The following is a 20088-nucleotide window of genomic DNA, read 5'->3' on the forward strand; positions in this document are numbered from 1 at the left end:
CGACGTAGTGCCTAAGATCATTCTCATAACCGGCGCGACGGACGGGATCGGGCTAGAGACCGCCAAGATGCTGAGCGGGCTGGGACATACGGTGCTGTTGCACGGGCGCAGCGCCGACAAGCTCGCAGATGTTGAGGAGATGCTCCGCGCTCAGCCCGGCGCAGGTCATGTCGAAACCTATGTCGCTGACTTTTCCTCCATGGCGGACGTGAAGGCCCTCGCAAGCGACGTGGTCGCGGCGCACCCCACTGTCGATATTTTGATCAACAACGCCGGCATTTACGGCACGCCGAATACGCGAACCGCCGACGGACTCGACACGCGGTTTGCCGTTAACACCATCGCGCCCTATGTCCTGACGCGCTTGCTGCTACCCCAAATGGCGAAGTCCGGGCGGGTCATTAATCTTTCCTCGGCGGCCCAAGCTCCTGTCGATTTGCGGGCGCTGTCCGGCAAGATGCCGCTTTCCGACGGCGCGGCCTATGCCCAAAGCAAACTAGCGCTGATGATGTGGTCGCGCGTTCTTGCAGAGTCGCTTCAGGGTGAGGGCCCTGCGGTCATCGCGATCAATCCGGGCTCGTTGCTTGCGACTAAGATGGTGATGGACGCTTACGGCAGCGCGCGCGCCGGTGTGGATGTCGGCGCCCAGATTGTGACACAGGCAGCGCTCTCAGACGCGTTCCAAAACGCATCTGGCCGATACTTTGACAATGACGAAGGCCGATTCGCCGCGCCTCATCCCGATGCGCTCCATCCGACAAAGGCGAAGCAGGTCGTAGCCGCTATTGAAGAGGTGTTGGCGCGCATCACTCCAAGTAGCGGTCGGGGCTAGCCCAGCGACTTGTTCGCGCCCGTACTCCTGATTTAGACTTTGCACTTCCGGTTGCGCGCGGCACGCCTCAATCAAGTCAGCTTGTTTGCAATCTAGCTCAAGGAAACTCTAGGCCGCGATGCACCCATACCGAGTGAGGGGATGCTCATGAGCGATTTCAAACTGACCTATTTCGACTTTCATGGGGGCCGGGGTGAACCCGTGCGGCTCGCGCTCTCGATGGGAGCCGTTCCCTTCGAGGACGATAGGATTGCGATTGCCGACTGGCCGGAACGCAAAGACACCACGCCATTCGGTGCTGTGCCGGTTCTGCAGGCCGAGGGCAAAACCTTGGCGCAGTCCAATGCGATCAGTCGGTATGTCGCCAAGCTTACAGGTCTATACCCTTCGGACTTCTGGCAGGCCGCGCTATGCGACGAGGCGATGGACGCGGTCGAGGATCTCCTTCAACAAATCGGCGCAACCCTGTTCCTTCCCGACGAGGAAAAGAAGGAGCGGCGCGAAGCACTCGTCGAAGGTATGTTCCCTCTCTTTCTCAAGCAGTTGGGCAAAAACCTGTCGGATAACGGCGGGCGATACTTTGCCGACGATCGCCTGACCATCGCAGACCTCAAGGTGGCGATGCTGGTACGGCAATTGACCTCTGGCATGTTGGACTATGTCCCGACCAATCTCGTCGAGGAGGTTGCACCTGAGCTCATGGAGCATTTTCAACGCGTCATGAATGATCCGTCGATTAGAGGCTACTACGCGAAGCGCGGCGTGGAGCTTTGATGCTGGGTCGCTTAGGGAACTAGCGCAGCGTACCGTGCGGAAGCGCGGACATCATGGGGCAACCCAATGTCTTTCGGAACGCCGCGATGAGATCCTGGCGGTTGTTGGCGGTGATGTATTCGCCGCCGGTCTCTTCGGCCAAGCATTTCGTGTCGAGGAAGCTCTGCGCGCCCGTCCAGCGGAAGCTCCTGAGCTGATAGCCAACGACGTGCACCGTGAGGTGTTCGCTTTGCTCCTTGAGAAGCTTGCCCAGTTCGCACGGATCACCGCCACAGGTCTCTTCACCGTCTGTTAGAAGCACGATCGTCCCGGGGGCCGACACATGCTCGAATATTCGCGCCGCTGCGACCACCGCATTCACGAGCGGGGTCTTGCCAGCGGGATTGATCGCGTTCACCACGCCTAAGATTCTCTGGCTGGCCTGCGGCTCGGGCGGGAAGTTTAGCCGCACATTGCATTGCTGGTAGGGACCGGGGCCGTAGGTAATGAGACCCACCCGGCGAAAGCGTGTGACGTCCGGAAGGACCGCTGACAGCGCCGCGCGGACCTCGCCGATTCGTGTCTTATCGCTAAACAGACCCTGGACCGTGTTGCCGGCCATGGACCCCGATGCATCGAAAACAATCATGGCATCTTCGGTGCAGTAGGGACGGGCTTCGCCGTCATACGGCACCTCTTGTGCCATCGCCCTTTGGTTATTGGCGACACCAACGATTGCGAGAGCTGTGAGCGCCGCAAGGACCAAGTGGCGTAGTAATCTGGACCGCATTATTGCTCCGCAGCATGATCTTATTTTTGGCAGTATAGCAAAGGATCAGACGGGTGGCAGGCCCTCCGGCTCGATCACGGAATCCTGATGCAGCGGCTTGTGATTGCTCATACCCGAGGGCGAACACTTTGTTGTCAGTCAAGACGAAATGAAAATCCGTACTTTCGATTGAAGAGGTCCGAATGCTCACTCCGAACCCACGGTTGGTTTTCCCCCTCATTGGTGCCAAGCGCTGAGACGGGCACTCGGAATGCGGTACAGTCATCGGAGATACCGGCCGATGTATTGCGGCTAGGGTGTCTTTGGCAATTCGATACGCTGTGCCGTGAATTTCACGGAAATCGTCGAGGATGCTTTTGAGAGCGCGTTGGCTTCCTGTGCGTCTGAGCCCATAGAGAGAAACGCCAGCTTGCCGTCAAGCACCATAGTCCCCGTTGTCGGCTTATAGGTTCCCGTCGCGTCAATACGCCCAATCTGTCCTGGATATCCTTCTGCGTTCGAGTATGTGAAGTCGAGCGTTGAGACAGTCAGCCGAATAGTCCCATCGTCATCGACGCCGTCGCAACGCCAGGCGCCCACGCTGTCGCCAAAAGACCGGAGGTCCATCGTAGCCGCCTTCTGATCGGAGTCGACGCGAAGCGCGTGTCCGCCATTCGTGAGCACAAGGAGGCTGCGGCTCGTGACGGCTCGGCCGTTGTTATCCAGATCATTCTTGGTGAGGAATGTACCAACGGCCTTGCTGCACTCGCCTTCAATTTCAGCCCTCGCGGGCAGGGAACCCAACAGGGCGGCGGATGCGAGTACGACGGCTGTGGTTTTGGCAATAGAGACAGCATTCATGATCACATTCCCCAAATTGGCTTCCGTGTGCGGAATGGTATCGCAGAGCCGCGCGACGCCCAAGTGACTAGGTGAGACAAGTGACTAGGCGAGACAAGTGACTAGGCGAGAATCGGGGCAAGTGGACCTTGCAGAACCGCAAGATCCGAGTAGAGAACAGAATGGCAATCATCTGACAAAAAATGTATCGCGCTTGTAATAGATCCCTGCGATGGTTGCCTCATAAATCGAGAGGCTCAACAAAGAGTCTGCAAGGAGGATCGATGTATAAATTCGCTTTTGCGAAGGCCTCGGCCTGTTTGGTGGCCGGGGTCTTGTTTTTTGCCGGCCCTGTTATGGCCCAAGACAGCAAGAAGCCAAATATCCTGATTATCTGGGGCGACGATATTGGTCAGTTCAATATCAGTGCCATCAATCTCGGCGTGATGGGCTACAAGACCCCGAATATCGATTCGATCGCCAAAGATGGCGCGTTGTTCACGGATTGGTATGGCCAGCAAAGCTGCACCGCAGGCCGCTCCGCCTTCATCACCGGGCAGTCTCCGATAAGGACCGGCCTGACGAAAGTCGGACTGCCGGGGGCAAAACTTGGCCTACAGAAAGAAGATCCGACCATTGCCGAATTGCTGAAGCCTCACGGGTACGTCACGGGTCAGTTCGGAAAGAACCATCTTGGCGATCTCGACGAGCATCTGCCGACAGCCCATGGCTTCGACGAGTTCTTCGGCAATCTCTACCACCTCAACGCGGAGGAAGAACCGGAGAACGTAGACTATCCCAAGGATCCGGAGTTCAAGAAAAAGTTCGGGCCGCGCGGCGTGATTCACTCCTGGGCCAATGAAGACGGTACGCAGAAGGTCGAGGACACAGGGCCTTTGACCCGGAAGCGTATGGAGACCATTGACGACGAAGTGACGGTCGCCGCACTCGGTTTCATGGAGAAGGCAGTCAAAGACGATAAGCCCTTCTTCCTATGGTGGAACTCGACGCGGATGCATGTGTTCACTCATCTCAAGAAGGAATCCGAAGGCAAGACGGGCCTCGGGATCTACGCGGACGGTATGGTCGAACACGATGGTCACGTTGGCCAGCTCCTCAACAAGCTCGAAGAGCTCGGCATCGCTGACAATACGATTGTGGTCTACTCCACCGACAACGGTGCTGAGACGTTTACCTGGCCTGATGGCGGGACGACCATGTTTCGGGGCGAAAAGAACACCAGCTGGGAGGGCGGCTTCCGTGTTGCCAACTTCATCCGCTGGCCCGGCGTGATCGAGCCCGGCACGATCTCGAACGAGATTTTCGCACATGAGGACATGATGCCAACGCTGCTTGCAGCTGTTGGCGACCCGGACGTGAAGGAGAAGCTGCTTACGGGCATGGACGTTGGAGGCACGACGTACAAGGTCCATCTCGATGGCTACAACATCCTGCCCTATCTTAAGGGCGACGAGACCCAGAGCCCGCGGAAAGAGTTCATGTATTGGACCGACGACGGCGACCTCGCCGCACTGCGCTACAACAATTGGAAAGTGCTGTTTATGGAGCAGCGGGCGCATGGCTTCGATGTGTGGCAGGACCCGTTTGTCGTGCTCCGCTTCCCAAAACTTGAGAACTTGCGGATGGATCCTTTCGAGCGTGCGGAGCACGAAGCGATTGGGTACGGCCAGTGGCGCGCTGAGCGCATGTTTGCACTGGTTCCCGCCCAGGCTTTCGTGGCGAACTGGATCTCGAGCTTCAAGGAGTTCCCACCGCGCCAGAAGGCTGCAAGCTTTAGTGTCGACCAGGCACTCCAGACACTGGAGAACCCGAAGACGCCATAGCTGCAGCGTTTCGTCTCCGAGACAAGAACCGGCGGGAGAATGCTCCCGCCGGTTTTATTTTGACGTCGGGCGTCAGTTGGTGCGGAATTGGAGAAACCGATTCGGAGAAGCAAACGCAGGTGCGAGGGCCGACGATCGTTCGGCACTGGGTACATAACGACAGATGACGAAGTCTAGATACAAGCCCGGCGGGTTCGATCTCGCCGTCAGAAGGGCGCGTGCCGGCAAGGGACTGTTTGCGAAAGAAGACATCCCGAAGGGTGCCTGTGTCGTCGAGTATTTCGGCCGCACGCTTACCCGAGAGGAAGAATACACGAGCCGTAGCCGGTACCTGTTCGAAGTCACAAAAAAGAAGACGATTGACGGCTGGTACAAGGGCAATGTTGCGCGCTACATCAACCATTCCTGTAAGCCGAACTGCGAAGTCGAGATCTATAAGAAGCGCGTCTGGATTTTTGCTTTGCGCAGAATCAAGGCGGGGGAGGAGCTGGGTTACGACTACGGCAAGTCCTATTTCAACGCGTTTCTGAAGCCCATGGGCTGCCGCTGCACGAAGTGCATGTCGGAGAAGAAATGGGCAAAGGTACAGGCCAAGGAGCTGAAACAGAAAAAGCTCAAGAAAAAAAAGAAAAAGGCTTGAGATCCCGGAGGATGGCGTGCGCAGCGTTATGTCCCGGTGCTCCCGTAACACCGCCGCCGGGATGTGCACCCGATCCGCAGTGATAGAGTCCCTTGATGGGGCCGCGGTAAGCCGCATACCCAAGTGCGGGCCGGGCGGAAAAGAGTTGGTTGAGCGATAGCTGCCCGTGGAAAATGTCTCCACCCGTTAGCCCAAACGTCCGGTCGAGGTCCAGCGGGCTCAAGATCTGATGGGCTATGACGCTCTTGGCGAAGCCGGGGGCGTATCGGTCGACCGTGGCGATCATCAGGTTCGCAACTTCGTCACGCGCTTCATCCCACGAACGGCCATCGGGCAGTGCTGGTGCCACATGCTGGCAGAAGAGGCTCGCTACATGCGCCCCCGGCGGCGCCAATGTCGGATCGATCGTTGACGGGATGAGCATCTCTATGACTGGCTCGCTGCTCCAGCCCCGGTCTCGGGCATCTCGGTAGGCCCGGTCCATGTAATCAAGACTGGGCGCGATGATGATCCCGGCACCGTGGTGATCGCCAGGATCGACACCTGGAAGGCATTTGAAGTTTGGCAGTCCTGACAGCGCGACATTCATGCGGAACGTGCCGGAGCCGTACTTGAAGTGCTCCATGCGCTCAGAGAAGGCCGGGGACAGAGTGTCCTTGGCGACGAGCTCGGTGTAGAGGCGCTTGAGCGTCATGTTCGCCGCAATGACGCGCGCCCGCACAACCCTTCCATCCTTCAGCTCGACGCCGGCTGCACGGTCGTGCTCGATCAGCACGTCGGAAATCTCCGCGCCTGTTTCAATGTCTGCGCCATGGGATTGCGCAGCTTCGGCGATTGCATCGGAGATAGCACCCATCCCGCCGACAGCATGTCCCCATACCCCCTTCTTTCCGTTCACCTCGCCGAAGGCGTGATGCAGCAACACATAGGCCGTGCCCGGGTCAAAGGGGCTTGCATAGGTCCCAACGATGGAGTCGAAGCCCAGCAGGGCCTTAATGGGCTCGCTCTCAAACCACCGATCCAGAAATTCTGCAGCAGAGAGAGTGAGAATATCCAGGAGCTCTTGCTGTCCGTCGAGCCCAAGGCGGTTCAGTTGCTTACCCATTGATGCCGCGTTGACGAGTTCACGCAAGGTCGTGAGATTCAGTCCGGTCGCGACGTTGGGTGGCGGTTTGAGAACCAGCACACGGAGCGCATCGGCAATTCGATCAAGATGGGTACAAAAGTCTTCGTAGCTTTCGGCATCTTGCCTAAAGAACTTGGCGATCTCTTTTTTTGTGCGTCCATGGCCGGTCAGCAAGTACGCGCCGTCCGATACCGGGAGAAAGTTCATCGCTGGGCGCTCAATGATTTTGAGCCCATGCCCGTGAAGGTCGAGATCGGCGATGACTTTGGGGTTCAGCAGGCTAACTGTGTAAGCGCAAACCGAGTTGCGAAACCCAGGGTGAAATTCCTCGGTGACCGCGGCTCCGCCGACCCGCTCGCGTCGCTCCAAGACCTTCACACGGAGTCCCGCGCGCGCGAGGTACGCTGCGCAAACAAGCCCGTTGTGCCCAGCTCCGGCGATCACCGCATCGTAGGTCTCCGGCGTACTGTCCGCTGCATCTGCCATTCGGGCGATTTGATCCTCCTGCGGAAATACGAGACAGGTCCGTTCCGAGCGCGCTATTTAGCTTGATGCACTATGGGCGCCCGGCATGACCTTCGCAGGTCGGGGCCGCAGAGGGAACAGATGTCAGATCCGAAAGCACAGCAGGCCAACAGGACACCGCGTCGTCCCTCGCTCGTCGCTATGGTCGGGCCGGGTCTTTTGTTGGCGGCGACCGGCGTAGGCGCGGGCGATCTCGCGACAGGTAGCTTCGTCGGCAGCTTACTCGGGACGGCGGTACTGTGGGCGGTGGTCGTAGGCGCTTTGATGAAGTTCTTCGTGACCGAGGGACTGGCGCGCTGGCAGATCGCCACGGGCGAAACACTGCTCGAAGGGGTCACCGCGCGGGCCGGGCGCTGGACGCTTTGGTTGTTCCTTCCGTATCTTTTGTTGTGGTCCTTCTTCGTAGGCTCCGCGTTGATGAGTGCGACGGGCGCGACACTTCATGCGATCTTGCCTGTGTTTTCGGATGCGAGTACCGGCAAGATCGTCTTCGGCGCGGCTGCCAGCCTGGTCGGGCTCGGGCTGGTTTGGGTCGGCGGATACCGTCTGTTCGATCACGTCATGCGCGTCTGCATCGGCGTGATGTTCGCGACCGTTGTCCTGATGGCTGTTCTGTTGTGGCCCGGGATAGGCGCCGTCCTCGAAGGGCTATTCGTGCCGCGCATTCCCGAAGCCGGCGGTCAGGGCGTAACGTGGACGCTTGCCCTTATTGGGGGCATTGGTGGAACGCTGACAGTACTTTGCTACGGATACTGGCTCCGAGAAGAGGGGCGAGACTCGCCGCAAGACTTGCGTCTGTGCCGCGTGGATCTGACGACAGGTTATGTGATGACCGCGATCTTCGGCATCGCAATGGTTATCATTGGATCTAATGTCACGATTGAAGGGAGCGGCGCCCAGTTGTTGATCACGCTGTCGGATCGTCTGGAAATTGCGATGGGACGGGGGGGCAAATGGCTCTTTCTCATAGGCACATTCGGTGCGGTCTTTTCAAGCCTGCTCGGTGTTTGGCAATGCGTGCCCTATTTGTTTGCCGACAGCTGGGCGCTACTGAATGGCCGCCGCTCGGACAGCATAAAGATCGATACAGCGTCTATACCCTATCGCGCTTTTCTCTTGGCTATAGCCACCATACCGATGGTCGGACTGTTCTGGAGCTTCCGCGACGTGCAGATGCTCTATGCGGTGATCGGCGCATGGCTGTTTCCAGCTCTTGCGCTCATATTGCTGGTCTTCAATGGACGCAGCGAATGGGTCGGCGAGCAGTTCTCAAACCGGCCTTTGACGATCGTTGCGCTGCTCGTCGTGCTGGCTTTTTTCAGTTACCTCGGGCTGCGCCCCTACCTTGTTTGAGTTCAACCAGAAGAAAAGGGGCGGCGCCGAGTAAGGTATGCGCCGCCCCCGTCGCCAGGGAGTGGGGGGTCCCCTGGGGTCTATGCAGAGTCGACCAGAACGACTTCCGAGTCCTCGATGGCCGTGACGGTCACCACGGTTTCATTGGTCAACGCGACCCCATCGCGGCTATTCGCGACAACGCCGTTAACCTCGAGCTTGCCGACGGCAGGTACGAGATAGGCATGGCGTTGCGTGCCCATGCGGTATTCGATCGTTTCGCCGGCCTTGATTGTCGCGCCGAGCACGCGCGCCTCGGCCCGGATCGGCAAGGCGTCAACATCGCCTTCGAAGCCAGAGGCAAGAGGAACGAACTCACCCGCGCGCTGTGTGCGAGGGAACTGCTTCGTTCCCCAGGACGGCACGCCGCCTCTCGCGTCCGATTCGATCCAGATCTGAAACAAGGTCGTCGTTTCGTCTTCCAAGTTGTACTCGGAGTGAAGAATGCCGCGGCCCGCGCTCATCACCTGAACGTCGCCGGCTTCCGTGCGCCCGCTGTTCCCGAGATTGTCCTCGTGGGTGATCGCACCGTTTCGTACATAGGTGACAATCTCCATTTCCCGGTGGGGATGAGGCGGGAACCCCGTATTCGGCGCAATCTCATCGTCATTCCAAACGCGCAAGGCGCCATGGCTCATGCGGCTTGGGTCGAAGTAATGCGCGAACGAGAAGTGATGGTTGGCCTTAAGCCAGCCGTGATCCGCACGCCCGAGCGTTTCGAAGGGTCTGACCTCAATCATCCGAACCTCCTTTCAGTATGGTCTCATTGTTGTCCCTTATGCGTTGAAGCCGCCGTCCACCGTGATTGTCGATCCGGTGATGTAGCTCGCGCTTGGGCTTGCCAGGAATGTGACTGCTGCGGCGACCTCTTCGGCGGTCCCAAAGCGGCCGAGAGCGGTCAAGGATTTCTGCGTGTCGGAAAACTCCCCGTTTTCCGACGGGTTCATATCTGTGTCGATGGGGCCCGGCTGCACCGCATTGACGGTGATGCCCTTTGGACCGAGATCGCGAGCCCAGCCGCGCGTGAGGCCAAGGAGGGCCGCCTTGGTCCCGCTGTAGTCCGCCGCGCCGGCAAAGGGCGTGCTCTCGCCCACCACCGAGCCAATCGAAATAATTCGGCCGCCATCGGTCATCAGCGGGGCAACCGCTCGAACAGCCGCAGCAACACCCCGGACATTGATGTCGAACATGCGATCAAACTCGGTAAGGTTGTTGGCCCTGTCGTGAACCTCGCCTAAGACCAAGACGCCCGCATTGTTCACGAGGATGTCGACACGGCCGAAATGAGAGCCCACCGCGGCGATAAGGTTCCCGACTTCAGCTGTCTTGCCCTGATCGGCCTGAAATGCCTTTGCCCGAACGCCGAGGGCCTTCAGCTCAGCGACAACCGAGCCCGCGCGGTCCTTAGCGGACGCATAACTTATTGCAACATCGGCGCCGTCTTTAGCTAAGGCGCGAGCAATCGCGGCTCCGATACCGCGCGAGCCTCCGGTGACGAGAGCAACTTTCCCTTCAAGCATTTTCGACATGGTTCAACACTCCAGTAGAATAATGTAGTGATCGCTACATAAGAACCTGGACCCGCGCCGTCAAGGGAATTATATAACAAGCACTAAATAATCTTCGGGTGCTAGGGATCGGTACCCTGAAAGGAGATAAAGTCGTGGCTGCGGGCCGTCCGAGAAGCTTTTGCAAAAACCAGGCGCTTGACCGAGCGCTCGATGTTTTCTGGCGCAAGGGTTTTGAGGGCGCGAGTATCTGCGACCTTACGGATGCAATGGGGATCAATCCGCCGAGCCTTTATGCCGCCTTCGGCAACAAGGAAAAGCTGTTCTGTCAGTCGATCGATCGGTACGAAGAGCGTCACTCGGCTCGGCGTGCGGCTGTTCTTGCTGCTCCGACAGCACGGGAGGGGATTGAGGCGCTGCTCAGGGAATCCGCTCGGAGCCTAACGGACAAATCAAAACCTGCAGGGTGCTTTTACGTTCAGGCGATAGCCGGGGGCGGCGACCATGGTACGTGCGTCCAGGAGATGCTGAAGGCAAAGCGCGAAGAGGGTGAGCGGGATGTCCGTAAGCGCTTGGAGCAAGCTAAGGCCGAAGGCGAACTATCCAGCGACGCTGACCCGTCGGCGCTTGCACGCTACATTTCGACAGTAGCGCAAGGAATGTCGGTCCAGGCGGCAAGTGGGGCAACGCGAAAAGACCTCGATCGCATTGTGGACGTCGCGCTTAGTGCGTGGCCAGCTTGATTGTCTAAGATGATGCTTCCGGGGGCGCTGGCCGTTGAAGATGAAAAGCGAGTTCTAGACGCGGGATCATATAATGCGTCTCATTTGGGCAAGTATCGGGGTTGCGGCTAGTCTGTCGTGCTGTCCACTCCAGGCTCAAACAGCCGGTGAGCCTGCGGCCAGCGTCGCCCATGGCGTCAGGGCGGCGGCGAAGGTCATAGCGGGGCCACAGCCCTTCGTAGAAATCGTCTGTCCTCATATGCAACAGCAGGCCAAGCTACGGGGCCTGCCGCCGATGCCCTTCGTTCGGCTCATCTGGCGCGAAAGCCACTTCAATCCCAAAGCCGTGAGCCCAAAGGGAGCGCAGGGTATTGCCCAGTTTATGCCGGCTACCGCGGCGCGGCGCGGTCTCGACGATCCCTTTGAACCGATTTCGGCGATCAAGCACTCCGCGAGCTTGCTGTCCGATCTGAACGAAGAGTTTGGCAATTTCGGATTGGCGGCTGCGGCCTACAATGCAGGCGAGGAGCGCGTGCATGGGTGGCTAGCAGGGAGGCGGACACTGCCACGCGAGACCCGTAATTATGTGCGGTTCATCACCGGGCGTATCGCGGAAGACTGGAAAGAAGACGGCGCCAAGTTACCCGAAGCCCTCAGTATCGAGGGCGAAGTCGTCCAAGAGTCATGCAAGAAGCTGGCGCCGCTCGTGGTTCGCGCCGTGCCGAGTACGGCCCCGTTGACGGCTAGTGCACGTTGGCGTCCATGGGGTGCCCAAGTTTACACCGCCTTCTCGAAGTCGAAGGCGCTCGCGAAATTTGCGCGGCTGAAGCAGGCGCATGAGGGCGTCTTGGGCGAGACGGACCCCTATGTGTTTCCCAAGCGAAACCGTAGCCGAGGCAGGCGTCCGCTGTACATTGTGCAAGTGGGTGCAAGCAGCCGTAGCGAGGCCCAAGACGTCTGTGCCGCCCTCAGGCGGGACGGCGGCGCTTGCATCGTTAGGAAGAACTAGCGGCGATGGGTGGAGCTCGCGGCTGCCCTTCGGCGAGCAGTGCGACATCATATGCCGCTGGGGCATAAGGCCCTTCCGCCACGGACATCGTGCCCGAACGCGTCGTCACAAAGTAGGCAAACGCTCCAAGAACGCCGCCACACGATCCACCGCAGCCATGGCGGCAATTCATGGTGCAGCACGGGCATTCGGCATTATTTTGAGTTTGCTTGTGCTCTTCGGGTCCGAAAGCGCCCGCTGGGATCGGGCTCGACGATCGCGTCGTGCAGATCAGTCCGGCCGTATCCAGGTCCATGGCTAGCGCAGCCGCATGGGCGGTCGTCGAGATCGGGAGTACCAGGGACTGGAGCAGCAAGCCCCAAATCATGAAGAGCCCGATTAAATCTCGTTCCTTTCGGAGCCAGCGCATTGGATTCCCTACGTTTCCGCCCAGTCTCGTCAATAGAGACCTCGCTAAGGGAGTATGGCGTCGCATCGAGTGTGACGTGTTGATTTAGCGCAAGTTTTGAGCATTCGTCCACTCCTCAGGGCGGCGGCATAGCCTTAGGCGCTTGCCATGAAAGTCCTGTTCGTGAATCTGCTTCATCCGTGCCCGCAGCATGACCGATAACTGCAGAAATTGGCCTTGCACTATGGACTTTGCGTCGCCACATCCGTCGCTAGTGGGACATTTGTGGTCATAAATTCTTTGAAGTGCTCGTGCACTGATGGTTCAGAAAGTCCAGACACCCGAACCCCCAAGATAGGAGGAAGGATGACACGTCTGATCGTTTCCGGAGTCGTTGCGGCGTTCTGCGCGGCGGCCGTGTTCGCACCAGCAACAGCGAGTGCTCAGCCCTCAGGGTTTACGATCCCTTCGGCCAATAAGGGCACAGTGCAAGAGGTTGGTTGGCGCCGTCGCAACCGCACAACAGTGGTCGATGCGCCTACAACGTCGGTTCGCTCGAACGATACGAACACTAGTGTGCGGGCGCCCTTTACAGATGTGCGCACGAGCCCTCGCGGAACGTATGTCCGCGCACCCTTCGTCAACTTGTTCGTGCCGAAGTAACCTTCCGCGGTTATCGCAATCAGTTTTGAGAACGCGGCAGATTTACCTGCCGCGTTTTCTTTATGTGTGAACGGTTGCAACTCCTCTGCGACTCGACCGTTGCGCCGACGTCGTTGTGACGGTCAAAGCAGCATAGCTGCACTAGAGCAGCGCCGATGCCGTCAGGCTTGCGCCCGCACAGATCGCCAGTGTGGTGAGAATGCCAAGCCTCGCGCCGAAGATCAGGAGGGCGGCCAGCACCGTTAGAAGTGCGGCGTCCCATTGAAAGCTAGAAAGTTCGGGTATCCACACGCGCAGCGGACCCAAGTCCGTTGCCGTTACCGTGCCGAAAATAACGTGAAGGGCGAACCAAAGGCTCAGGTTCAAGATGACGCCTACGACTGCGGCTGTGACGCCACGCAACGCACCTGCAAGCTTTGGGTTGGTGCGGAGTTGCTCCACATAGGGAGCGCCGGTGAAGATCCACAGAAAGCACGGAGCAAACGTGGCCCACAACGTCACCGCAGCGCCGAGGAGCCCATAAGCCAATGCAGGCTCGCCCCCTTGGCGATACGCGCCCAGAAAGCCGACAAACTCAGTGACGAGAATCAAGGGCCCCGGTGTCGTCTCGGCGAGGCCAAGACCATCGAGCATTTCACCCGCGCTCAGCCAGCCGTACGTTTCGACCGCTTGCTGCGCCATGTAGGCCAGAACCGCATACGCCCCACCAAAGGTAACAATCGCCAGTTTTGAAAAGAAGACCGATAGGTCCGTAAAAACTTGCGGGAAGAGCAGACTCACAATGATCAGAGGCACGATCCATACGGCGAGGCAGATACTGGCAGTGCGAACAGTCTGCATCAGCGTCACCGGTTCGGTTTTCAGTATGCTTGTGTCCTCGGGCAAAGAACGTTGGGGCGTGATACGCGCCAGTAAGTAGCCGGCCAGCGCCGCCAACCCAACGATGATCGGGAAGGGCAGTGCAAAGAAGAAAATCGCGACGAACGCGAGTGCAGCGATCGCCCAAGCTTGTGCACCATGCAGGGCGCGTTTTGCAACCTTCAGCAGTGCGTCGATGACGATGACGAGGACGGCGGCTTTGATTCCGAGAAAGGCGGCTTCCACGACCGGCGCTTGGCCGTACCAGGCGTAGGCGATAGTCAGCGCGAGGACAACGGCGGCGCCAGGTAAGACGAAGAGGAGCCCGGCGACGAGGCCGCCAAGTGTGCCATGGAGCCGCCAGCCGACATAGGTCGCAAGCTGCATCGCTTCTGGACCCGGCAGCAACATGCAGAAGTTCAGGGCGTGAAGGAATCGCTCGTGACTAATCCAGCTACGCTGTTCAACGAGCTCGCGGTGCATCAGCGCGATCTGGCCTGCTGGCCCGCCGAAGGATATCAGGCCGATCTTCGTCCATACGGGTAGGGCTTCGCCCAATGTCGGTGTGGCTGCCTGCTCTACAGTCGAGTCTGATGAGTTCCTAAGGCCGTGATCCATCTGGCGATCCTTTGGCTTCTCGTAGCAGGCGATGGGGTGACTCACCAAAGGCGGAATTGGCCAGACCTACGCTGGCGTGATAGGCAGATTCGAAAAGGTACTTGCCCGATCGCGTTTCGCGCTGCGTGTGGGCTAGCTGTTTTTCCTACCGCGCGTCGCGCTGTTTGCGGGTTGAGGGTACTCGACAGATATGACAGAGGCACAGCTTATACAGGTGACGGTGTTTTTGGCCGCCGCCGCTATTGCCGCGCCTTTGGGACGGTTTCTCGGTTTCGGCGCTGTTCTTGGATACCTCGCCGCCGGTGTCGTTATAGGACCGTATGTCCTCGGTCCGCTCTACGCACTGGATCATGTGGAGAAGGTCCTCGAATTTGGCGAGTTCGGCGTCGTCTTGCTGTTGTTCGTGATTGGCCTCGAGCTGCGTCCGATCCGTCTTTGGTCCATGCGCTCGGCGATTTTTGGCCTTGGCGCGGCTCAACTCGTTCTGACCGCGTTCGTGTTGGCTGGGATCGGCCTTGCGTTAGGGCTCGCAACGGGGCAGGCGCTCTTCATCGGCCTTGCTCTGTCATTATCTTCGACGGCTTTCGCCCTGCAGGTTTTGGAAGAGAAGGGCGAACTCACAGCACGCCATGGCCGGCTGGCTTTCTCGATCCTTCTTTTCCAGGATCTCGCAGCCATCCCGCTGATCGCGTTGGTGCCTCTCTTCGCTCTTGGTAGTGGCGAGGAGCCGTCCATGGATCTCGGGAGCGCCGGGATCGCGATCCTCACCATTGCCGGTGTGATTGTCGTTGGCCGTTTTCTTTTGAGCCGGCTTTATCGTCTCGTTGCCGCTGTGGGCGTTCGCGAAGCTATGACCGCGTCGGCGCTGCTGACCGTTGTTGGTGTGGCCCTGTTGATGGAGGAGGTGGGGCTATCGGCGGCGCTGGGATCCTTTATCGCCGGCGCGCTCCTCGCCGATTCCGAATACCGGCATCAGATTGAGGCGGACATCGCTCCGTTCGAGGGCCTTCTGCTCGCCGTGTTCTTCATGGCCGTGGGCATGTCGATTGACTTGTCGGTTCTCGTGTCACGTCCCGGAACGCTACTTCTTATTGTGGCAGTTCTGATCGCCGTAAAGTTCATGGTTCTCTTTGGCCTCGGTCGCTGGTGGGGTTTGAAGAGCGCACCATCGCGCCGGCTCGGCATCGTTCTGAGCCAAGGCGGCGAATTCGCATTCGTGCTCTTCGCCGTCGGCATCGTCGAGGGGGTCATCGATCGCGAGACAGCGGGACTGCTTACGTTAGCGGTTACCCTCTCCATGGCGGCAACGCCGCTACTGCTACTCGCGGACGAATGGTTTGAGCGTGCGAAGAAAAGCGCGGCGCCAGAATATGAGATGCCTCCCGAAGACGAAAAGCACGTCATCATCGCCGGATTTGGTCGTTTCGGCCAAATCGTCGCCCGAGTGCTCCGTGCACGGCATATTCCATTCACGGCACTCGATAAGTCGATTGCCCAGGTTGACTTCGTCAAGCGTTTCGGCGCCAAGATCTACTACGGCGACGCGGGCCGCATCGACATCCTCCGCGCCGCAGGTGCGAACAAGGCCAGCGCCTTCGTGCTAGCAATCGACGATGTGGAGGACTCGCTCCGCGTTGCGGAAATCGTAAGGGAGAACTTCCCCGATCTTCCGATTTATGCGCGGGCGCGCGATCGCATCCATGTGCACAAACTTATGGACTTAGGCGTAACGATCATCGAGCGCGAGACCTATCGGTCCGCGTTGAGCTTGACCGCTGATCTTCTGCGGGGCCTCGGTCTTACACCCAAAGAAGCCCGCCGGCTGATCGATACGTTTAAGGTTCATGACGAGGCGCGGCTTTTCAACGAGTACGAGGATTATACCGACCAAGAGAAGATGCGCGCGAACGCTCTGACGGCCGCCGCCGAGTTGGAAGACTTGTTCGCCAAAGACATAGAGTCGTTGGAGGACGGCGGGTCTAGCGATGAGCGGTCAGATGATCGAGGATCATCTGGTTGAGCTTACTCTGATGGGTAAACGGGCTCATATGTCCGGCGCCCTTTAGGACCTGTAGCTCGACATTGGGCAGCGTTTTGCTCAAGAGCTGAGTCACGGCGCGGGTTGGTGGGGGCGTTTTGGATCCCATGATCAGCAAAGTTGGGGCGGTGATTTCCGCATAATCCATTGCGGTGCTCTTGGCGTCGAGTGCAATTGAGAATTCAAGCGCCACTTTGGGGATCGTGGCGGCGATTGCAGTCTTGAAGCGGTCGGGCGCGAGCCACCACCGCCATCGGCCGAGCCAGTAGCTCATAAATGCTCCGGCAGCTTTTTTGTCTTCACCTTTGGCGACCGGGTCGAGAACGGCAACGCCCAGTTTTTCAACATCTTGCCACTCGGGCAGATCCTCGAGGCGCAGGAGATGAAACGAGACCGGCTCGATGAGCGTGAGACTCTTGACCTTATCTTTGAGTGAGCGAGCAGCCTCAAGAGCCAGAGCCGCACCGTAGGAATGGGCGACCAAATGCAGCGGTGCTTCCCCGTTCTCTGCGACAGCGAGCAACGCTTCGACATCGGCGTCGATCGAGAAGGGTTTTTCGGCGGGCCAAGGGCCGGACTGCCCGTAACCAATAAGGTCCGGCGCGAGGACATGCCAATCCTCTACAAGCTTGTCGATCAGCGGCGCCCATTCCCGATGAGAAGCGGCCGAGCAATGTCCGAGCACGACGGTCGGGCCTTCACCCTCATCGAGATAGGCAATTTCGACATCGCCGGACTTCAGAGTCTCCACACGCCGCCCCCAATCTGCTGCGTCGATCATTAGCGGGCGGGGTGATTCGCGTCCAGCGCTGCAGTTGACTGCGGTGGGGACTAGTCGGCCGGTTCGAGCTCCGGTTGTGCAGCGGCAGCGGCCGCCTTTTGCACGGCTTTCTGGACTTTTTCAAACGCGCGAACCTCGATTTGACGAATTCGCTCACGGCTGACGCCGAACTCCGTCGAGAGCTGTTCCAGGGTTAGGGGATCTTCCGAGAGGCGGCGAGCCTCGAACACACGGCGTTCCCGGTCGTTCAAACCTTCCAGCGCCTCGTGCAACATGCCTCGACGTTGCTCTTGCTCTTCGGACTCGGCTAAAGCGGTCTCCTGATCGATGGCCGTATCGTCTACAAGCCAATCCATCCATTCGCCGCTCTCCGCATCGTTGCGGACTGGAGCGTTGAGCGAGGAGTCACCGCCGAGGCGGCGATTCATAGAGACAACATCGTCCTCACTCACGCCGAGGCGCGTCGCAATCTGCTTCACTTGATCGGGACGCAGATCGCCCTCCTCAAGCGCCTTAAGCTGCCCTTTGATCTTGCGCAGATTGAAGAAGAGCTTCTTTTGGGCCGCGGTCGTGCCCATCTTCACCAGGCTCCACGAGCGCAGGATGTACTCCTGAATGGCCGCGCGGATCCACCACATGGCGTAAGTCGCCAGGCGAAAGCCCTTGTCGGGATCGAAGCGCTTCACTGCCTGCATCAGGCCGACATTGCCCTCGGAGATGACTTCGCCAATCGGCAAACCGTAACCTCGGTAGCCCATGGCGATGCGGGCGACCAGACGCAAGTGCGAGGTCACCAGCTCATGGGCCGCATCGCGGTCGTCATGCTCGCGCCAACTCTTGGCGAGCATGTACTCCTGCTGAGGCTCCAGCATTGGAAACTGTCTGATTTCTTCAAGGTAGCGCGTCAGTCCGCCATGCGCGCTGACGCTCGGTAAACTCTTGGAGGCCATGGCTGTCTTCCCGGAACCCGTGCCCTGCAAGGACGAGCGGCTCCTCGCATCTTTTCCCTAATCGACGCCCCCCAGCTTGTCCGTCTATATGACGTTTCGTGCTCTTGCGAAAGGGGGACCCACCACTACAGATGTCTGAATTGTCGCACAATTTCGGCGAGATCGTTAGGTAGTTCACTGTTAAATTCAAGTAAGGTGCCGCGCGTTGGATGAACGAAGGCGAGGTGCGCAGCGTGCAGCGCTTGCCGATGGAGGGACGAGATCGCGCGAGCCAAATTCTCGGGGACCGTCTTTAGTTTCGACTTGAAGCCCTGTCCGTAGAGCGGATCGGCGATGAGCGGATGGCCATAATGGGCCAGGTGGACCCGCACTTGATGGGTCCGTCCGGTTTCGAGCGCACACTCGATGAGCGATGCGACGGCATCCTTGCCTGTGCCGCCGTAACTCTCCACAAGCCGCCATTGTGTGGCGGCGAAACGCCCTTTGCCTTCCGGAACGACAGCCATCTTGGTGCGGCTCGTGGGGTGGCGGCCGATTGGTGCCTCGATCCGACCATGGGGGAGGGTGGGCGAGCCCCAAACGAGGGCGAGATAGCCGCGCGCCATTTCGCCGGTTCGCCCGTGATCGGCAAACTGTTCGGCGAGCGCACGATGGGTCCGATCGTTTTTCGCGACAACCATTAGGCCGCTCGTATCTTTATCGAGCCGGTGCACAATGCCTGGCCGGGCCACGCCGCCAATCCCGGACAAACTATCCCCGCAATGGGCAAGGAGAGCGTTGACAAGCGTGCCGTCCAGCTGGCCAGCGCCTGGGTGCACGACGAGACCCGCGGGCTTATTGATGACAATGAGGTCCTCGTCCTCGAACACGATATCGAGGGGGATCGCTTGTGGCTTCAGTTCCGGGACCGTAGCAGGCGGCATAGCGATTTCGAACCGCTCGCCTTGTTTGACCCGGTATTTCACGTCATCTATGGTCGCGCGCCGTGAGGAGCCGTCTGTGATCTGTACATGACCTTCGCGGATCACCGCCTGGATGCGGGTACGGCTTACATCGGGCAGCGCTTCGCTCAGAAATCGGTCGAGCCGCTGACCGGCCTGGGATGGATCCACCTCGGCGGTCAGGTAGGCGGTCTCCGTATCCGTGGTGTCAAAGTCCATCGGGGCATTAAGGTCAGTCACGGTCTACGCCTCACTCAGTGTCCTCCGCGGCAACTATCGGAGTCTGTCATAGGATGACAAAGCCGGTCGACCCAGAGAATTTGGCGCCCGAAGACACGCCGATTGAAGGCACCGTCTTCACGCCGCGCCAAGTGGGCATGCTCAAGGTAGCCGTCGTGGTCCTGGGGATCCTGCTCCTCGCTGGGTTTGCCGCCGTGATCGGGGGCATGATCTACCAAGCGTCGAAAATGGGGCAGAAGGCGCCGGACGCCGGTTCCGCCCCCGCCATTCCCGAGACTGTCACGATGACGCCGGCTGATCCGGCCAAGCCGCACGCTTTCGATATCCCTGAGGGGTGGAATGTTGTTTCCATGGCGCTCGATGGGGACCGGCTGGCGCTCCATATCCGATCGCCGGAAGACGCCGAGATCGTGGTGGTGAATATCAGGTCGGGCACGGTCGTCTCGCGCGTCAAGATCGAGCAGGGGCCCGCTCAATAGGCCTTGATCCACAGAAGCTCGAGACCTATAGGTTTTGCGCGCTCGGGCCCCGTTCGTCTAGTGGCCTAGGACGCCGGCCTCTCACGCCGGAAACAGGGGTTCGAGTCCCCTACGGGGCGCCATGCAGATCTTTGCGCCGAAAAGTCTGTAGACAGACTTCCATCAAGTGGAT

The 20088-nt window shown here is 59.2% G+C and carries 20 protein-coding genes and 1 tRNA gene; 11 read left to right on the forward strand and 10 right to left on the reverse strand.

The window, feature by feature from the left end; genetic code table 11:
* Positions 1–7 precede the first annotated feature (7 nt).
* Together AC33YF_RS00900 and AC33YF_RS00905 are read left to right on the forward strand one after the other, a co-directional pair.
* Positions 8–832 (forward strand): SDR family NAD(P)-dependent oxidoreductase, encoded by an 825-nt coding sequence (locus AC33YF_RS00900; protein ID WP_491775308.1) that lies wholly within the window; start codon positions 8–10, stop codon positions 830–832.
* Positions 833–979: 147 nt separating this feature from the next.
* Positions 980–1606: a glutathione S-transferase family protein gene (locus tag AC33YF_RS00905; RefSeq protein WP_491775309.1), complete on the forward strand. Its 627-nt coding sequence runs from the start codon at positions 980–982 to the stop codon at positions 1604–1606.
* A gap of 19 nt (positions 1607–1625) precedes the next feature.
* Here the strand turns inward: AC33YF_RS00905 and AC33YF_RS00910 are convergent, their stop codons facing one another.
* Both AC33YF_RS00910 and AC33YF_RS00915 read right to left on the reverse strand, forming a co-directional pair.
* On the reverse strand, positions 1626–2375 hold the full coding sequence (locus AC33YF_RS00910; RefSeq protein ID WP_491775310.1) for a vWA domain-containing protein: 750 nt from the start codon (positions 2373–2375) through the stop codon (positions 1626–1628).
* A 291-nt stretch (positions 2376–2666) separates the two neighbouring features.
* Positions 2667–3215: a hypothetical protein gene (locus AC33YF_RS00915; protein ID WP_491775311.1), complete on the reverse strand. Its 549-nt coding sequence runs from the start codon at positions 3213–3215 to the stop codon at positions 2667–2669.
* Between the two features lie 263 nt (positions 3216–3478).
* Here AC33YF_RS00915 and AC33YF_RS00920 point away from each other — a divergent pair, with 263 nt between their 5' ends.
* Together AC33YF_RS00920 and AC33YF_RS00925 are read left to right on the forward strand one after the other, a co-directional pair.
* Positions 3479–5038 (forward strand): arylsulfatase, encoded by a 1560-nt coding sequence (locus AC33YF_RS00920; RefSeq protein ID WP_491775312.1) that lies wholly within the window; start codon positions 3479–3481, stop codon positions 5036–5038.
* 163 nt (positions 5039–5201) lie between these two features.
* Positions 5202–5678: an SET domain-containing protein gene (locus AC33YF_RS00925; protein ID WP_491775313.1), complete on the forward strand. Its 477-nt coding sequence runs from the start codon at positions 5202–5204 to the stop codon at positions 5676–5678.
* Here AC33YF_RS00925 and AC33YF_RS00930 read toward each other — a convergent pair.
* Entirely contained in the window at positions 5653–7290 is a 1638-nt protein-coding gene (locus tag AC33YF_RS00930) for a phytoene desaturase family protein (protein WP_491775314.1), read from the reverse strand. The genes AC33YF_RS00925 and AC33YF_RS00930 overlap by 26 nt on opposite strands.
* A 120-nt stretch (positions 7291–7410) precedes the next feature.
* Between AC33YF_RS00930 and AC33YF_RS00935 the strand changes: the two genes are divergently transcribed.
* Entirely contained in the window at positions 7411–8682 is a 1272-nt protein-coding gene (locus AC33YF_RS00935) for an Nramp family divalent metal transporter (protein WP_491775315.1), read from the forward strand.
* A gap of 80 nt (positions 8683–8762) precedes the next feature.
* On the opposite strand, the gene AC33YF_RS00940 is transcribed toward AC33YF_RS00935, so the two are convergent.
* Positions 8763–9461: a pirin family protein gene (locus tag AC33YF_RS00940; protein WP_491775316.1), complete on the reverse strand. Its 699-nt coding sequence runs from the start codon at positions 9459–9461 to the stop codon at positions 8763–8765.
* 36 nt (positions 9462–9497) lie between these two features.
* Positions 9498–10250 (reverse strand): 3-oxoacyl-ACP reductase family protein, encoded by a 753-nt coding sequence (locus tag AC33YF_RS00945; RefSeq protein ID WP_491775317.1) that lies wholly within the window; start codon positions 10248–10250, stop codon positions 9498–9500.
* Positions 10251–10384: 134 nt separating this feature from the next.
* On the opposite strand from AC33YF_RS00945, the gene AC33YF_RS00950 reads away from it, so the two are divergent.
* Positions 10385–10972 carry a TetR/AcrR family transcriptional regulator gene (locus AC33YF_RS00950; RefSeq protein ID WP_491775318.1) on the forward strand — a complete coding sequence of 196 codons (588 nt, stop codon included), beginning with the start codon at positions 10385–10387 and terminating at the stop codon, positions 10970–10972.
* Positions 10973–11045: 73 nt separating this feature from the next.
* Positions 11046–11960: a transglycosylase SLT domain-containing protein gene (locus tag AC33YF_RS00955; protein WP_491775319.1), complete on the forward strand. Its 915-nt coding sequence runs from the start codon at positions 11046–11048 to the stop codon at positions 11958–11960.
* On the opposite strand, the gene AC33YF_RS00960 is transcribed toward AC33YF_RS00955, so the two are convergent.
* Entirely contained in the window at positions 11947–12369 is a 423-nt protein-coding gene (locus AC33YF_RS00960; protein WP_491775320.1) for a hypothetical protein, read from the reverse strand. The genes AC33YF_RS00955 and AC33YF_RS00960 overlap by 14 nt on opposite strands.
* A 345-nt stretch (positions 12370–12714) precedes the next feature.
* Here AC33YF_RS00960 and AC33YF_RS00965 point away from each other — a divergent pair, with 345 nt between their 5' ends.
* Positions 12715–13011, forward strand: coding sequence for a hypothetical protein (locus AC33YF_RS00965; RefSeq protein WP_491775321.1), 297 nt, complete (start codon positions 12715–12717; stop codon positions 13009–13011).
* Positions 13012–13152: 141 nt separating this feature from the next.
* On the opposite strand, the gene chrA is transcribed toward AC33YF_RS00965, so the two are convergent.
* Entirely contained in the window at positions 13153–14487 is a 1335-nt protein-coding gene (chrA, locus tag AC33YF_RS00970) for a chromate efflux transporter (RefSeq protein ID WP_491775322.1), read from the reverse strand.
* Between the two features lie 190 nt (positions 14488–14677).
* On the opposite strand from chrA, the gene AC33YF_RS00975 reads away from it, so the two are divergent.
* On the forward strand, positions 14678–16507 hold the full coding sequence (locus tag AC33YF_RS00975) for a monovalent cation:proton antiporter-2 (CPA2) family protein (RefSeq protein WP_491775323.1): 1830 nt from the start codon (positions 14678–14680) through the stop codon (positions 16505–16507).
* Here the strand turns inward: AC33YF_RS00975 and AC33YF_RS00980 are convergent.
* The 3 genes from AC33YF_RS00980 to AC33YF_RS00990 form a co-directional block, all read right to left on the reverse strand.
* Positions 16467–17306: an alpha/beta fold hydrolase gene (locus AC33YF_RS00980; RefSeq protein WP_491775324.1), complete on the reverse strand. Its 840-nt coding sequence runs from the start codon at positions 17304–17306 to the stop codon at positions 16467–16469. The genes AC33YF_RS00975 and AC33YF_RS00980 overlap by 41 nt on opposite strands.
* 50 nt (positions 17307–17356) lie before the next feature.
* A complete protein-coding gene (gene rpoH / locus AC33YF_RS00985) occupies positions 17357–18256 on the reverse strand; it encodes an RNA polymerase sigma factor RpoH (protein ID WP_491775325.1) in 900 nt (299 codons plus the stop codon).
* 125 nt (positions 18257–18381) lie between these two features.
* The gene (locus tag AC33YF_RS00990) at positions 18382–19437 is read right to left on the reverse strand and encodes an RluA family pseudouridine synthase (protein ID WP_491775326.1); all 1056 of its coding nucleotides are present in this window, start codon (positions 19435–19437) and stop codon (positions 18382–18384) included.
* Positions 19438–19490: 53 nt separating this feature from the next.
* Between AC33YF_RS00990 and AC33YF_RS00995 the strand changes: the two genes are divergently transcribed.
* Both AC33YF_RS00995 and AC33YF_RS01000 read left to right on the forward strand, forming a co-directional pair.
* Positions 19491–19916 (forward strand): hypothetical protein, encoded by a 426-nt coding sequence (locus AC33YF_RS00995; RefSeq protein ID WP_491775327.1) that lies wholly within the window; start codon positions 19491–19493, stop codon positions 19914–19916.
* A 46-nt stretch (positions 19917–19962) separates the two neighbouring features.
* A tRNA-Glu gene (locus AC33YF_RS01000) sits at positions 19963–20038 on the forward strand.
* Positions 20039–20088: the final 50 nt, after the last annotated feature.

The sequence above is a fragment of the Methyloceanibacter sp. genome, from assembly GCF_058506495.1.

Coding starts and splice junctions, on each gene's coding strand:
- AC33YF_RS00905 (WP_491775309.1), top strand. CDS start 980: ATGAGCGATTTCAAACTGACCTATTTCGACTTTCATGGGGGCCGGGGT.
- AC33YF_RS00910 (WP_491775310.1), bottom strand. CDS start 2,375: ATGCGGTCCAGATTACTACGCCACTTGGTCCTTGCGGCGCTCACAGCT.
- AC33YF_RS00915 (WP_491775311.1), bottom strand. CDS start 3,215: ATGAATGCTGTCTCTATTGCCAAAACCACAGCCGTCGTACTCGCATCC.
- AC33YF_RS00920 (WP_491775312.1), top strand. CDS start 3,479: ATGTATAAATTCGCTTTTGCGAAGGCCTCGGCCTGTTTGGTGGCCGGG.
- AC33YF_RS00925 (WP_491775313.1), top strand. CDS start 5,202: ATGACGAAGTCTAGATACAAGCCCGGCGGGTTCGATCTCGCCGTCAGA.
- AC33YF_RS00930 (WP_491775314.1), bottom strand. CDS start 7,290: ATGGCAGATGCAGCGGACAGTACGCCGGAGACCTACGATGCGGTGATC.
- AC33YF_RS00935 (WP_491775315.1), top strand. CDS start 7,411: ATGTCAGATCCGAAAGCACAGCAGGCCAACAGGACACCGCGTCGTCCC.
- AC33YF_RS00940 (WP_491775316.1), bottom strand. CDS start 9,461: ATGATTGAGGTCAGACCCTTCGAAACGCTCGGGCGTGCGGATCACGGC.
- AC33YF_RS00945 (WP_491775317.1), bottom strand. CDS start 10,250: ATGTCGAAAATGCTTGAAGGGAAAGTTGCTCTCGTCACCGGAGGCTCG.
- AC33YF_RS00955 (WP_491775319.1), top strand. CDS start 11,046: ATGCGTCTCATTTGGGCAAGTATCGGGGTTGCGGCTAGTCTGTCGTGC.
- AC33YF_RS00960 (WP_491775320.1), bottom strand. CDS start 12,369: ATGCGCTGGCTCCGAAAGGAACGAGATTTAATCGGGCTCTTCATGATT.
- AC33YF_RS00965 (WP_491775321.1), top strand. CDS start 12,715: ATGACACGTCTGATCGTTTCCGGAGTCGTTGCGGCGTTCTGCGCGGCG.
- chrA (WP_491775322.1), bottom strand. CDS start 14,487: ATGGATCACGGCCTTAGGAACTCATCAGACTCGACTGTAGAGCAGGCA.
- AC33YF_RS00975 (WP_491775323.1), top strand. CDS start 14,678: ATGACAGAGGCACAGCTTATACAGGTGACGGTGTTTTTGGCCGCCGCC.
- AC33YF_RS00980 (WP_491775324.1), bottom strand. CDS start 17,306: ATGATCGACGCAGCAGATTGGGGGCGGCGTGTGGAGACTCTGAAGTCC.
- rpoH (WP_491775325.1), bottom strand. CDS start 18,256: ATGGCCTCCAAGAGTTTACCGAGCGTCAGCGCGCATGGCGGACTGACG.
- AC33YF_RS00995 (WP_491775327.1), top strand. CDS start 19,491: ATGACAAAGCCGGTCGACCCAGAGAATTTGGCGCCCGAAGACACGCCG.